Origin of the sequence: Thioclava sp. UBA3469 (genome assembly GCF_002378135.1) — a bacterium.
GTDB lineage: Bacteria > Pseudomonadota > Alphaproteobacteria > Rhodobacterales > Rhodobacteraceae > Thioclava > Thioclava sediminum.
The window spans coordinates 1-12,233 of sequence record NZ_DFRG01000002.1; the positions used below are offsets into that span (position 1 = coordinate 1).

Genomic DNA, 12,233 nt, shown 5'->3' on the forward strand with positions numbered 1-12,233 from the left:
TGAGGCGGCGCGCTCCCTCACGCGCCGCTAGCCATTCGGCCGATCAGCTCACTTCGATCTTCTGGCTGTCTTCGTAGGTCGAGCCGTCATCATCGTACCAGGTGAACTTGAACTCACCCGATTCCGGGACTTTCGCCTCGAATTCGATGTAGGGGTTCGTCGAGATCGCCGGCTCGAGGGTCACGTCGACGACGTTCTCACCGTTGAAGTCGCAGGTGAAGCGATTGATGATCTCGCGCGGGATGACGTTGCCGTCTTTATCCTTGCGCTGACCCGATTCCATCGGGTGCGAGATCAGGGTTTTGATGGTGATCGTGTCACCGGCCGAAGCTTTTTTCGGCACTTTTACGCGGGGTCTCACGCCTTTCATGGTCTTGTCTCCTCAGATACCGAATTTAGCCGCCGCAGCCGCCGATGGTGACCTTCACGGTCGATTTCGCCTGAACGAAGCTACCGTCAGCCATCTTGGCGACAGCGATCACGTCCTGGGTCTTCGAGAGGCGAATGCGGGTCGAAGCCATCTGCGAGCCAGCCAACGGACCGAACTTGAAGGTCACGACGTCGGGCGTCGGGTTGCCGGTCGCGAAGACCGCGATCTCGGTTGCGCCGGGCGCATCCACGGAGATCGGAACGGTGTTCCCGTTCTCTGCGATTTCCGGCGCGGTCAGGGTGACGCCGTCACCCATTGCGGCATCGGCGCCGCCGGTGAACTTGGCGATGGCGTCGGCACCGGCATCGGCCAGCGCGGGCAGCGGCAGCATGGAAGCGGCAACGCCGCCCATCGCCAGCGCCAGCGCGTCACGTCTGGTCATGGTCATGTTGTATCTTCTCCTCTCGGGTTTGTCGTTCAGAGGGTCACTCTTCCTTGAGGGTCATCAAGAAAGCGACCACATCCTCAACCTGTTGTGCATTCAAAATCGGCGGCAGATCGGCAGGCGCAGCCTTGCCGGTGTACCCGTCGCCGGGGCGAATGAAGGGGCCGGTCTTATACATCGCCGGCATTACCGTGCCTTCGAACGTGTGCTTGGCATCGACGACGATGCCGCGCAGCTGCGACTCGTCCCAGCGGTCGGCGGCGCCGTTCAGCTCCGGGCCGACATTGCCTTGGAACGACGCGTCGAGCGCCGAGACCTTATGGCAGGCCACGCAGTTGCCCAGCGACTTGGTCGCCGCGACTTCTGCGCCTTTAGCTGCATCGCCCGGCTGGCCGGTCAGCGACTCGGCCACCGCGCCCACATCGGTGAATTTGACATCCATCGGCGCGGTTTCTGCGATCGCGGCGCTGGCTGCGAAGGTGACGGCCATTGCGGCCCACGCAACGTGGCGTTTCATAGAAGTCCTCCCAAATTCTCTCCCTGACTCACTTTTAAGCGAGCGCGCTACAGTGGTGCAATGGATAAATTCAAAAAACCGCATATTTTCCAATATGTTCACTCGGATATATCGAAGCATACAGCCGTATACCCAAGATTTTTTTAGCAAAATCAGAAGCATTCGCGGGTGCAGCACGAATGCTGCACTGGCAAGCAAGCGATCACGACTCTGTCAGAAACGCCAAGAGAGCGCTCACTTCGCCATAACTTTCTCGGCAACGTACTTCTGAAAGTTCTGCCCGCTCTCATAGCCGTGAGTCTTTACCCACTCGAGCAACGCCATCGTCGTGCCCTTCCCGAAAGCCCCCGGCATCTGCGCGACAGCTTGTTTGTTGGCGGGCTGGTCGGAGGCCTCTTCGGGGAAGAACATCATGGTCGGCGTGAACATCACGCCCCACTTCATCGCCATGTCTTTTTCGGGCAAAGCCTCGCCGTCGAAATCGGTCACCTCGACATCGCCGAAGAGGTTCATCTGCACGACGTAGTAATTGTCGGTGATGTATTTCGCGATCTCAGGATCGGAGAAGACCTCCTCATGCATCTTCTTGCAGTAGATGCAGCCACGCTGCTCCCAGATGACCATGAAGCGCTTGCCCTCGTCATTGGCCGTCGCAAGATCGTCCGACATGTCCTTGAACGTGTCGTGGAACCACGGCTCCTTGTGCAGCCCGTCATCGCCCAGCTCGGCCGCATGAACTGGCAGGGCCAGCATCGCGGCGGTGAAAGCGGCAGTCAGAAAATGACGCATGATCGTCCTCCCTTGTCACAGACTGTCAGCCGAGACTCCCACTCGGCATGACGTCGATCAGAAACTCACCAATGTAGCGCAGCCCCCCGGTCACGATGAGCACCGCGAACAGGATCAGCATAACCCCCATCGCCTTCTCGACATAGCCGAGCTTCGCGCGGTGCTTCGCCATGAAGGCGAGGAAAGGCCGCGTGAAGAAGGCCGCGATGATGAAGGGCAAGGTCATCCCGATCCCATAGGCAAAGAGCAGCAGCCCGCCCTTGGAGATATCCCCCATGCCCGACGCCACCATCAGGATCGCCGCAAGCGCGGGGCCGACACAGGGCGTCCAGCCGAAGCCGAAGGCGAGCCCCATCACATAGGCACCGAGGAAGGTCGTGGGATCGGTTTTCGCCTCCATCCGCGCCTCGCGGTAGAGGAACGGGATGCGGATCACGCCGAGGAAATGCAGACCGAAGACCAGCAGGATCGCCGCGGCCACCCAGCTCAGCGGCCCCATCCATTCGCGGAACGCAGCCCCAAGCGCAGTCGCCCCCATCCCCATCAGCACGAAGATCGTGGTAACGCCCAGCGCGAAGGCCACCGAAGAGGCCACCATGCGTGCCTGTGCGCCCGGGGCGATTTTGCCGTCGCCCCGCAGCTCCGACATCGACAGCCCGGCCATGTAGGACAGGTAGAACGGCACCATCGGCAGAATGCACGGCGTCAGAAAAGACAGCAGGCCAGCAAAAAACGCCCCACCATAGGTAATATCGATCGGCACTGTTTCCTCCCTCGTGACGCGCCCTAGCCTATATGGCCTCGGTCTCCCAACCGTCCTTGAAGGGGCCCGTCAAACACATTACGATCTTTATATGTAAAAAGGGGTCCGTCAATGTTCAGCATTGTGTGGCATACGATTTCCATGGCCGCGGCGCTGGCGGTCACGCTGAGTGCGACGGGGCTTGTCGCGCATGCCGATACCGCATCGCAATCGACCGATGCGGCAAGCTCGGCCACGCCCGCCACCGAGACCACCGATGCGCAGGCCGAAAGCGAGTTCCGCCTGTTGATGGTCGAGCAGGTCGGCTGCGTCTATTGCCGGATGTGGAACAACGACCTCGCGCCGATCTATCCGAAGACTCCCGAGGGCAAGACGGCCCCTCTGCAGCGAGTCGATCTGCACAAACCCTTCCCCGATGACATCACCATCACCGGGGGCAAACCGCTTTTCACACCGACCTTCATCCTGCTGCAGGACGGGGTCGAGGTTGCCCGCATCGAAGGCTATGCGAGCGAAGATTTCTTCTGGGGCCTCCTCGATCAGGCCCTGAAAAAGAATGGCGCGACGTATCAGACCCCGTCAAACTGAGGTTTGACCTGCGCGCTTTTGTCCCGCCTCGTGCGGGTTTTTGTGCACTCGGGCTTTGTTCCGGCGAATCGACATGCTAAAGCCTGAGTCATTCGATCAATACGGCCGCGGTGTTCGCGGCTCCAAGGAAGGACGATGCGGTGCGGCATCTGGTGCCTGACGGTCATGCCGAAAAGCTTGCCTCTGCCACGGCCGAGTCGAGATGTGCACGCATGGATGCAGAAGAGCTACTCGATCGCGCGCAAGACGCCTCCAACCTGATGAAGGCGCTCGCCCATGAGGGGCGGCTGATGATTCTGTGCCATCTGAGTTCGGGCGAGAAATCGGTAACCGAGCTGGAAAACCTGCTGGAATCGCGCCAGGCCGCGGTGAGCCAGCAATTGGCACGGCTGCGTCTCGAGGGGCTCGTCAGCGCACGCCGCGAAGGCAAGGCGATCTACTACACGCTCTCGGATCCGCGTGCGCGTCGCCTCGTCGAGACGATTTACGACATGTTCTGCGCCACCGACTGACGCCGGTGAGCCATGAGACCGGACACTGGGTGATCCGGGAGGGAGAAGGGCAATGGAACAGATTCCGATGGGTGCCTTGGCAGCCATGGTCGGGGCGATCGGCGGCATCATTCTCGGCCTCGCTGCGCGCCTGGGCGATTTCTGCACCCTCGGTGCGCTGGAGAGCGCGGCCTATGGCGACGACCAGAGGCGCCTGCGCCTCTGGGGGATCGTGCTGGGCGTGGCGATCACCGGCGCCTTCGTGGCCGAGGCCCTGGGCTATGCCGACATCACCCGCAGCTTCTATCACACGATCAAATGGTCGCCGCTCGCGTCGATCGTCGGCGGGCTCCTCTTCGGCTATGGCATGGCGCTCGCCGGCAATTGCGGCTTCGGTGCGCTTGTGCGCTTCGGCGGCGGCGATCTGCGCGCGATGGTCGTGGTCGTGGTGATGGGCATCTTCGCCTTCGTGACGCTGTCCGGCCCCCTCGCCCATCTGCGCCTTCTGATCTTCGACCAGCAGGCCGCCGACACCCCGCAAGGCATCGCGCATTGGCTCTCGGCGCGGACCGGGCTTCCGCCCTTGGTCTTCGCCCTGCCCGTCGCCGCCGGCTTCCTTGCCTGGGCGCTGAGCTATCAGCCGCTGCGCGCCGACAAACGCCGCCTCGCCTGGGGCGTGGCCGCGGGTCTCGCAGTGGTCTGGTGTTACGTCGGCACCTCCTATCTCTTCAACCAGAGCATGGGCGCGACCGGCGTCGAGGCGCCGTCCTTCACCGCCCCGCTCGGGCGCACGATCCTCTATTTCATGACGTCCACGGCAGGCGGGCTCACCTTCTCCGTGGGGCTCGTCGCGGGCGTGCTGGGCGGGGCCTTCCTCGGCTCGGCCATTCGCGGCCTCTTCAAATGGGAAGCCTGCGAAGACCCGCGCGAACTGGGCCGTCAGGTCAGCGGCGCGGCCCTGATGGGGATCGGCGGCACGATCGCGGTCGGCTGCTCGATCGGCCAAGGGGTGAGCGCGATGGCCGTACTCTCCTTCTCCGCACCGGTCACGCTCGCCTCGATCGTGATCGGCGGGCTGATCGGCCTGCGCCAGCTGATCCACGGCTTCCAGCCTGAGTAAGTCCCAGCCGCGCAAATCGGCCCATTTTCGGCTTGGCTGAAATATCCCGGGGGTGAGGCGCAGACGCGCCGAGGGGGCAGCGCCCCCTCTCCCCCGAACTCTTCCCGCACAACGCTTGCGAATCTGATCCGGGTTTCCTATATCGCCCCTCGAGAGGTTGGCGCGGGCGAGCGCCTCGCCAACCCGGTCAGGTCCGGAAGGAAGCAGCCGCAACGAGCCCCGCTTGGGTCGCTGTCCAGCCTCTCACCCTACCCCCACAAACTCCCTTGGCTTTGCCGCCGCGTCACCATGCCCGATTGTGCGATGACGTCGCCGCGATAAGCTTCCCGTCAAAGGGGAGGTTTCACCATGTTTCGTATTGCTCTGGCCGCTCTGGCCATTATGCCTGTGCCGCTCTTCGCAGGCACGCTTACCACCGTCGAAGTCGCACCGAACACCTATGCGATCGAGGGCCCCTTCGGACAGCGCGATGCCGAGAATCTTGGCAATAACGCGACCTTCGGGCTGATCGTCACGGATGAGGGCGCGGTGCTGATCGATGCGGGCGGCACCTATAAGGGGGCGGCGGCGCTCGACGAAGTGATCGGCACCCTTACCGATCAGCCGGTGAAATACGTGATCGACACCGGCGGGCAGGATCACCGCTGGCTCGGCAATGGCTACTGGAAAGAGCATGGCGCCGAGATCATCACCTCCGAGGATGCGCTCGCCGACCAGAAGGCCCGCGCCTCGCTGGAGCTGACGATGCTCGACGCGCTGGTCGGACAAGAGGCGCTCGCGGGCACCGAACCCGTCTATGCCGATACGACCTTCGACGAGAGCTACACGCTCACCCTCGGCGGGCGCGAGATCGAGATCACCCATCCCGGCCCCGCCCACACGCCCGGCGACAGCTTCGTCTGGCTTCCCGCGGAAAAGGTGATGTTCACCGGCGATATCGTCTTCGTGGGCCGCATCCTCGGCGTGCTCGACATGTCCTCGTCAATCGGCTGGGTCGAAGCCTTCGAGGCGATGGCCGCCTATGAGCCCGCCCATGTCGTTCCGGGCCACGGCCCCGCCACCGATCTCGCGACCGCGACGAAGGACACCTATGATTATCTGACTAATCTGCGCAGCCAGATGGCGGATTATATCGATGACGGCGGCGACATCATCGGCTCGGTCAATGTCGATCAGTCGCAGTTCGAATATCTCGAGGATTTCGACACGCTCGCCAAACGCAACGCGCAGGCGGTGTTCAGCCAGATGGAATGGGAATGAGCCGGGTGGACGCCGACGCCCCGGGGGCCTAGTCTGACGGCTGCCTATGACACCGGAGCTTCGATGACCGACACCCAATATCAGGTTCTCGCCCGCAAGTACCGTCCCGAGACCTTCGCCGACCTGATCGGACAGGCGCCAATGGTGCGCACTCTGAAGAACGCCTTCGCGGCCGACCGGATCGCGCAGGCTTTCATCATGACGGGGATTCGCGGCACCGGGAAAACCACCACGGCGCGGATCATCGCCAAGGGCCTCAACTGTATCGGCCCCGACGGCAATGGCACCCCCACGACCGACCCCTGCGGCGTGTGCGAACATTGTCGCGCGATCATGGAAGGCCGCCATGTCGACGTGATGGAGATGGACGCCGCCTCGCGCACCGGCGTGGGCGACATCCGCGAGATCATCGAGAGCGTGCATTACCGGGCGGCCTCGGCACGCTACAAGGTCTACATCATCGATGAGGTTCACATGCTGTCCACGAGCGCGTTCAACGCGCTCCTGAAGACGCTCGAGGAACCGCCCGCCCATGTGAAGTTCATCTTCGCGACCACCGAGATCCGCAAGGTGCCCGTCACCGTGCTCTCGCGCTGCCAGCGCTTCGACCTGCGCCGGATCGAGCCCGAGGAAATGATCGCGTTGCTGCGCCGGATCGCCGATGCGGAAGGCGCCGAGATCGCCGACGATGCGCTCGCGCTGATCACCCGCGCCGCCGAAGGCTCCGCCCGGGATGCGACCTCGCTGCTCGATCAGGCGATCGCGCATGGCGCCGGCGAGACCACCGCGGAACAGGTCCGCGCGATGCTGGGTCTGGCCGACCGCGCCCGCGTCCTCGATCTCTTCGACATGATCCTGCACGGTCAGGCCGCCGAGGCTTTGACCGAACTTGCCGCGCAATATGCCGATGGCGCCGATCCGATGGCGATCATGCGCGATCTGGCCGAGATCACCCATTGGGTTTCCGTCATCAAGGTCACGCCCGAGGCCGCCGAAGACCCGACCGTTCCGCCCGAGGAACGCAATCGCGGTCAGGAAATGGCGGCCGCGCTGCCGATGCGGGTGCTCTCGCGGCTCTGGCAGATGCTGCTCAAAGCGCTCGAAGAAGTCGCGAGCGCGCCCAATGCGATGATGGCGACCGAAATGGCCGTGATCCGCATGACCCATGTGGCCGACCTGCCCGACCCGGAAACGCTCATCAAGAAGATCCAGCAGGGCAGCACGAACACGCAAGCCGCAGGCCGGGGTTCCGCGCCCTCGACCGGACCCGTCCACGGCGCGACGCTGCGCGCCCGGCGTGCCGGTGGTGGGGCCGTGGCTGCGGCGGCCCCTGCCCCGCAGCACGATCCGATGGCCGACGCGCTGGCGCGTTTCGCCAGCTTCGACGACGTGGTCGAGCTGATCGCCCGGATGCGCGACATGACCCTCCTGCTGGAGGTCGAGAGCAATCTGCGTCTCGTGAATTACCGCCCCGGCCGGATCGAGTTCGAACCGACCCCGCAGGCCTCGCGCGATCTCGCGGCGACGCTCTCGGCACGGCTGCAAGGCTGGACCGGTGCACGCTGGGGCGTCTCGGTCGTCTCCGAAGGCGGCGCGCCCACGATTGCCGAGGTGAAGGCCGAGGAGATGGCGAAGGCCGAAGCCGAGGCGATGAAGAACCCGCTGGTGGCGGAGATCTTCGCCCGCTTCCCCGGCGCGAAGATCGAAATCCTGCCCGAGGAAGATACCGCCGCGATCGAGGCCGAGGCCCTGGCCGAGGTCGAAGACGAATGGGACCCCTTCGAGGAAGGCTGAGCCACGCCAAGGGCGGCCCCGCGCAATCCGCACGCGCCGCCCTGCCGCGCCGTTTTCCCGCCTTGTCCCTTGTCCCTTCGCGCAGCGATGCGTATCTCTCACTCAAGCCAAACGTGACGGAGAAAGCGATGTTCAAGGGATTGGGCGCCATGGGCGACATGGCCAAGATGATGAAGGCCGCCAAGGAAATGCAGGAGAAGATGGGCGAGCTCCAGGAAGAGCTCAAATCCATCGTCGTCACCGGCGAGGCCGGGGCCGGTCTCGTGCAGGCCCGCGCCACCGCGAAGGGCGAATTGACCGGGCTCTCCATCGATCCCTCGATCCTGCAGGCCTCCGAGAAGGAAGTCGTCGAGGACCTGATCCTCGCCGCAATCAAGGACACGCAGGAAAAGGCCAAGTTCCGCGAACAGGAAGAGCAGAAACGCCTCCTGCGCGAATTGGGCCTGCCCGAGAACATGGACCTGCCGGTCTGATCCGATGAGCGGCGCGCGCGACGAGATAGAGGCGCTGATCGCCCTGATGGCGCGGCTGCCGGGGCTTGGCCCCCGCTCCGCTCGGCGCGCGGTGCTGCATCTGATCTCGAAACGTGCGCAGCTGATGGGCCCCTTGGCCGAGGCGATGGCGCAAGTGGCCCGCACCGCGCGCGAATGTGAGCGCTGCTGCAATATCTCCACCGCGCCGATCTGCGACATCTGCGAAGACCCCAAACGCGCCACCGGCGAAATCTGCGTGATCGAGGATGTCGCCGACCTCTGGGCGATGGAGCGCGGCCACGCCTTCAAGGGCCGCTACCACGTCCTTGGCGGTACGCTGTCTGCGCTCGATGCGATCGGCCCGGAGGACCTGCGCATCCCCGACCTGCTCGAACGCGCCACCGAGGAAGGCATCACCGAGGTGATCCTCGCCCTCAACGCCACCGTCGAGGGCCAGACCACCGCGCATTACATCGCCGAGGCGCTCGAAGGGCGCGGCATCGCGGTCACCAGCCTCGCGCAGGGCGTGCCGATCGGCGGCGAACTGGATTATCTCGACGACGGCACGATCCAGGCGGCGCTGCGCGCCCGCAAAAGTTTCTGATGGGCACCCGGCCCGAGACGGAGGCGCTGCTGCGCGACTGTCTCGGCGACCGGATCGCGACCCGGCCGATGTTCGGCGAATACGCGGTCTATATGGGTGGCAAGACGGTGGCGCTTCTGTGCGACGACACGCTGTTCGTGCGGCAATTGCCCGAGGCCACGCGCTACCTTGAAGACAGCGGCCACGCACCCGTCGCAGGCAAACCCCATCCGCGCGCCAAAGATCACTGGCAGATCGACCCGGACCTCTGGGAAGACACGGAGTGGCTCGTGGGCCTTCTGAGCGTGATCGAGGCCGCCCTGCCCGCCCCCAAACCAAAACGCAAACCCAAGCCGAAAGCCTAGTCCCCGCACCCTTTCGGCTTGGCAAAAATATCCCCGCCGGAGGCATCCGACCCGTGCCCCCCGCGCCACCTTCCGGCAAGGGAACGCCATCGGCGGGATGGTCGCCATTGAACCCGCCCGCGCCCGCCGTTATCAGTTCTCCAAATCCCCAACGAGAATTGCGAGCGTCGCCCCGATGATCCGCCTCTACCATGTCGCCCTCTCCCCGTTCTGCCGCAAGGTCCGCCTCACGCTGGCCGAGAAGAAACTCGAGGTCGAGCTCGTCGAGGAACGCTACTGGGAACAACAACCCGATTTCCTGCGCCGCAACCCGGCGGGCAAGGTTCCGGTTCTAAAGATGGACGGCATGATGATGGCCGAGAGCCAGGCGATCTGCGAATATATCGACGAGACCCATACCGACGCGCCGCTGATGCCGCGCGATCCTGCTGCGCGCTACGAGGTCCGCCGCCTGTGCGCGTGGTTCGACGATAAGTTCAACGCCGAGGTCACCGCGCGGATCATGGGCGAGCGGGTCTGGAAGAAGGTCCGCAAGGAAGGTTATCCGGACAGCAAGACGGTGAAGGCGGGCCTTACGGCGATCAAGTATCACCTCGATTACATGGGCTGGCTGCTGGAGCAGCGCCGCTGGCTTGCAGGCGACGTGATGACGCTTGCGGATTTCTCGGCGGCCGCGCATCTGAGCTGCCTTGATTACATCTCCGACGTCGACTGGAACCGGCAGGAAGCCGTGAAGGACTGGTATGCGAAGATCAAGTCGCGCCCTGCCTTCCGCTCGCTTCTGGCCGATCAGCTGCCCGGCATGCCGCCCGCGTCGCAATATGCGGAGCTGGATTTCTAAGCGCCGCGCGCGTCCTACCCAACATCGCCATACTTTCACTGCGCCGTCCGACCATCTCGGGCGGCGCAGTCATTTGGCGCGGCACGGTGCTGGCTCACGCAAAGGTGCGCGCCTCACGAAATTCAAACAATTGATTTAATCACTCGCTTCGCTACCTCAAGGACAGGCCCAAGCCGATCCAGAGCTTGGCCCGGACTGCAAAGCGAGGACTGCCATGCCCCACCCTGTGCTGATCGTGGGGGCCGGCCCGACCGGTCTCACCGCCGCTTACGAACTGGCCCGCCAGGGCGTGCCCGTCCGCCTGATCGAGAAATCTGCAAGCCCCGCCACCACCTCGCGCGCGATCGCGGTTCAGGCCCGCACGCTGGAGATGCTGGCGCAGCGCGGTCTGGCGGACACCCTTGTGGCGCGCGGCGTGCAGACCCGGATCGCGCAGTTCTATGGCGAGGGCGCCCCGCTCTTCCGGCTCGACTTCGCCCATCTCGAGAGCCGCTTCCCCTACATCCTTTTCGTCTCGCAGGTCGAAACCGAGGCCGTGCTGCGCGGCGCCTGCGCAGCCCTCGGAGTAGAAACGGAATGGGACACCGAACTCGTCGCGATCGCCCGCGAGAGCCATGACGGACAGGCGCGACCCACAGCGGTGCTGCGCGGACCCGGCGGCACGCTCGAAGAGCTGCACCCCGATTGGATGATCGCCAGCGGCGGGGCGCATAGCTTGATCCGCCGTACGCTCAATCTGCCCTTCGAGGGGAAATCCGTGGGTCAGGGTTTCGTGCTCGGCGACCAGAGGGTCAGCGGCGCGCTCGCCCCCGAGGAACTGCATATCTTCTCCTCCAGCGACGGCTTTCTGGGCATGTTCCCCTTGGGCGGCGGACGTTTCCGTCTGATCGCCTCCGATGTCGCGGGCAGCGAGCAGCCCGACCTTGCAACGCTGCAGCAGGTCTTCGACGCCCGCGCCCATCTGCCTGCGACGCTGCATGACCTCACGTGGTCCTCGCGCTTCGCGATCAACAGCCGGATGGTCGGGACGCTGCGCGTGGGGCGCTTCCTGCTGGGCGGCGATGCCGCGCATATCCACTCGCCCGCGGGCGGTCAGGGGATGAATACGGGCATGCAGGACATGATGAACCTTGGCTGGAAGCTCGCGCGGGTGATCGAAGGCACGGCGCCCGAAAGCCTACTCGACAGCTACGAGGCCGAGCGCCTGCCGGTGATCCGCGATCTGCTGCACGGGACCGAAGCGCTGACCGCCAACATGGCCTCGACCTCGCCGGTGCGCCGGATGCTGATCGACCATATCAGCCCCTATCTCGGCAGCCGCGACCTCGTGCAGGAGAAAGTCGCGGCCCGGATGGGCCAGATCGCGATCGGCTATGAGGGCGGACCGCTCTCGAACGGCCCGCATGCGCGCGGCACCATCGCACCGGGGACGCGGCTTCCCGATCCGCCGTTGGAGGTGGCCCGCGATGGGGCATGGCATCCGGCCCACGCGCAGGACTTGGTCGATCCGTCGGGCTTCGTCCTGCTTTGCACAGGGGATGGCCCCGCCCCGCAGAGTCCTTTTGCAAAAAGCCTGAAACTGCGCCCTGCCCCCGACCACGCGGAGGCGTTCGCCCAGATCTTCGGCCATGACGGCGCGGCGGTGCTGGTGCGACCCGACGGCTACGTGGCACTGAGCGCGCCGCTTGTCGACACGGCCCGCGCTGTGGAGGCTTACGCGGAGGTGCATTTCGCCACCTGACGCGCGCGGCCCTGCCCCTTGTCTTGCTCGCCCGGCTTCGAAAGGATACGGCGACGGTGCGATGCGGGCCGCATCCGTCACGCGCCGAGGGGG

Annotated in this window: 15 protein-coding genes and 1 other RNA gene; 11 read left to right on the forward strand and 5 right to left on the reverse strand. The window is 64.6% G+C overall.

The features are described 5' to 3' along the window. Window positions 1-43: 43 nt before the first annotated feature. From soxZ to B3D39_RS00060, 5 genes are all read right to left on the reverse strand, one after another. Window positions 44-370, reverse strand: a complete 327-nt coding sequence (soxZ, locus tag B3D39_RS00040; RefSeq protein WP_078520151.1) for a thiosulfate oxidation carrier complex protein SoxZ — start codon at window positions 368-370, stop codon at window positions 44-46. Window positions 371-395: 25 nt separating this feature from the next. Next, window positions 396-818, reverse strand: coding sequence for a thiosulfate oxidation carrier protein SoxY (gene soxY / locus B3D39_RS00045; protein WP_078520152.1), 423 nt, complete (start codon window positions 816-818; stop codon window positions 396-398). A gap of 37 nt (window positions 819-855) precedes the next feature. Further along, the gene (soxX, locus tag B3D39_RS00050; RefSeq protein WP_078520153.1) at window positions 856-1,332 is read right to left on the reverse strand and encodes a sulfur oxidation c-type cytochrome SoxX; all 477 of its coding nucleotides are present in this window, start codon (window positions 1,330-1,332) and stop codon (window positions 856-858) included. Between the two features lie 234 nt (window positions 1,333-1,566). Continuing rightward, a complete protein-coding gene (locus tag B3D39_RS00055) occupies window positions 1,567-2,121 on the reverse strand; it encodes a thioredoxin family protein (protein ID WP_274962540.1) in 555 nt (184 codons plus the stop codon). Window positions 2,122-2,146: 25 nt separating this feature from the next. Further along, on the reverse strand, window positions 2,147-2,884 hold the full coding sequence (locus B3D39_RS00060) for a cytochrome c biogenesis CcdA family protein (protein WP_232621622.1): 738 nt from the start codon (window positions 2,882-2,884) through the stop codon (window positions 2,147-2,149). 111 nt (window positions 2,885-2,995) lie between these two features. On the opposite strand from B3D39_RS00060, the gene B3D39_RS00065 reads away from it, so the two are divergent. The 11 genes from B3D39_RS00065 to B3D39_RS00115 all read left to right on the forward strand — a co-directional run bounded on the left by B3D39_RS00065 (window position 2,996) and on the right by B3D39_RS00115 (window position 12,140). Then, entirely contained in the window at window positions 2,996-3,472 is a 477-nt protein-coding gene (locus B3D39_RS00065; protein ID WP_274962539.1) for a thioredoxin family protein, read from the forward strand. A gap of 212 nt (window positions 3,473-3,684) precedes the next feature. Continuing rightward, on the forward strand, window positions 3,685-3,984 hold the full coding sequence (locus tag B3D39_RS00070; RefSeq protein WP_078520155.1) for an ArsR/SmtB family transcription factor: 300 nt from the start codon (window positions 3,685-3,687) through the stop codon (window positions 3,982-3,984). A gap of 52 nt (window positions 3,985-4,036) precedes the next feature. After that, window positions 4,037-5,083: a YeeE/YedE family protein gene (locus B3D39_RS00075; protein WP_274962538.1), complete on the forward strand. Its 1,047-nt coding sequence runs from the start codon at window positions 4,037-4,039 to the stop codon at window positions 5,081-5,083. Between the two features lie 151 nt (window positions 5,084-5,234). Next, window positions 5,235-5,331, forward strand: an RNA gene (ffs, locus tag B3D39_RS00080) — signal recognition particle sRNA small type. 100 nt (window positions 5,332-5,431) lie between these two features. Next, window positions 5,432-6,343 carry an MBL fold metallo-hydrolase gene (locus tag B3D39_RS00085; RefSeq protein ID WP_274962537.1) on the forward strand — a complete coding sequence of 304 codons (912 nt, stop codon included), beginning with the start codon at window positions 5,432-5,434 and terminating at the stop codon, window positions 6,341-6,343. 63 nt (window positions 6,344-6,406) lie between these two features. After that, a complete protein-coding gene (locus B3D39_RS00090; RefSeq protein WP_274962536.1) occupies window positions 6,407-8,137 on the forward strand; it encodes a DNA polymerase III subunit gamma/tau in 1,731 nt (576 codons plus the stop codon). A 128-nt stretch (window positions 8,138-8,265) separates the two neighbouring features. Continuing rightward, complete coding sequence (locus B3D39_RS00095) at window positions 8,266-8,610, forward strand: YbaB/EbfC family nucleoid-associated protein (protein ID WP_078520159.1); 345 nt, start codon at window positions 8,266-8,268, stop codon at window positions 8,608-8,610. Window positions 8,611-8,614: 4 nt separating this feature from the next. Beyond that, complete coding sequence (recR, locus tag B3D39_RS00100) at window positions 8,615-9,214, forward strand: recombination mediator RecR (protein ID WP_274962535.1); 600 nt, start codon at window positions 8,615-8,617, stop codon at window positions 9,212-9,214. Further along, window positions 9,214-9,558 carry a TfoX/Sxy family protein gene (locus tag B3D39_RS00105; protein ID WP_274962534.1) on the forward strand — a complete coding sequence of 115 codons (345 nt, stop codon included), beginning with the start codon at window positions 9,214-9,216 and terminating at the stop codon, window positions 9,556-9,558. Before recR ends, B3D39_RS00105 begins: the two co-directional genes overlap by 1 nt. Window positions 9,559-9,733: 175 nt before the next feature. Further along, window positions 9,734-10,399 carry a glutathione S-transferase family protein gene (locus B3D39_RS00110; protein WP_078542813.1) on the forward strand — a complete coding sequence of 222 codons (666 nt, stop codon included), beginning with the start codon at window positions 9,734-9,736 and terminating at the stop codon, window positions 10,397-10,399. Window positions 10,400-10,613: 214 nt separating this feature from the next. Continuing rightward, window positions 10,614-12,140 carry an FAD-dependent oxidoreductase gene (locus B3D39_RS00115; RefSeq protein ID WP_274962533.1) on the forward strand — a complete coding sequence of 509 codons (1,527 nt, stop codon included), beginning with the start codon at window positions 10,614-10,616 and terminating at the stop codon, window positions 12,138-12,140. The last annotated feature ends 93 nt before the right edge of the window (window positions 12,141-12,233 follow it).

What these genes read in the sequence shown, in the direction of transcription:
- soxZ (WP_078520151.1), bottom strand. Translation starts at nt 370, where the DNA reads ATGAAAGGCGTGAGACCCCGCGTAAAAGTGCCGAAAAAAGCTTCGGCC.
- soxY (WP_078520152.1), bottom strand. Translation starts at nt 818, where the DNA reads ATGACCATGACCAGACGTGACGCGCTGGCGCTGGCGATGGGCGGCGTT.
- soxX (WP_078520153.1), bottom strand. Translation starts at nt 1,332, where the DNA reads ATGAAACGCCACGTTGCGTGGGCCGCAATGGCCGTCACCTTCGCAGCC.
- B3D39_RS00055 (WP_274962540.1), bottom strand. Translation starts at nt 2,121, where the DNA reads ATGCGTCATTTTCTGACTGCCGCTTTCACCGCCGCGATGCTGGCCCTG.
- B3D39_RS00065 (WP_274962539.1), top strand. Translation starts at nt 2,996, where the DNA reads ATGTTCAGCATTGTGTGGCATACGATTTCCATGGCCGCGGCGCTGGCG.
- B3D39_RS00070 (WP_078520155.1), top strand. Translation starts at nt 3,685, where the DNA reads ATGGATGCAGAAGAGCTACTCGATCGCGCGCAAGACGCCTCCAACCTG.
- B3D39_RS00075 (WP_274962538.1), top strand. Translation starts at nt 4,037, where the DNA reads ATGGAACAGATTCCGATGGGTGCCTTGGCAGCCATGGTCGGGGCGATC.
- B3D39_RS00085 (WP_274962537.1), top strand. Translation starts at nt 5,432, where the DNA reads ATGTTTCGTATTGCTCTGGCCGCTCTGGCCATTATGCCTGTGCCGCTC.
- B3D39_RS00090 (WP_274962536.1), top strand. Translation starts at nt 6,407, where the DNA reads ATGACCGACACCCAATATCAGGTTCTCGCCCGCAAGTACCGTCCCGAG.
- B3D39_RS00095 (WP_078520159.1), top strand. Translation starts at nt 8,266, where the DNA reads ATGTTCAAGGGATTGGGCGCCATGGGCGACATGGCCAAGATGATGAAG.
- recR (WP_274962535.1), top strand. Translation starts at nt 8,615, where the DNA reads ATGAGCGGCGCGCGCGACGAGATAGAGGCGCTGATCGCCCTGATGGCG.
- B3D39_RS00105 (WP_274962534.1), top strand. Translation starts at nt 9,214, where the DNA reads ATGGGCACCCGGCCCGAGACGGAGGCGCTGCTGCGCGACTGTCTCGGC.
- B3D39_RS00110 (WP_078542813.1), top strand. Translation starts at nt 9,734, where the DNA reads ATGATCCGCCTCTACCATGTCGCCCTCTCCCCGTTCTGCCGCAAGGTC.
- B3D39_RS00115 (WP_274962533.1), top strand. Translation starts at nt 10,614, where the DNA reads ATGCCCCACCCTGTGCTGATCGTGGGGGCCGGCCCGACCGGTCTCACC.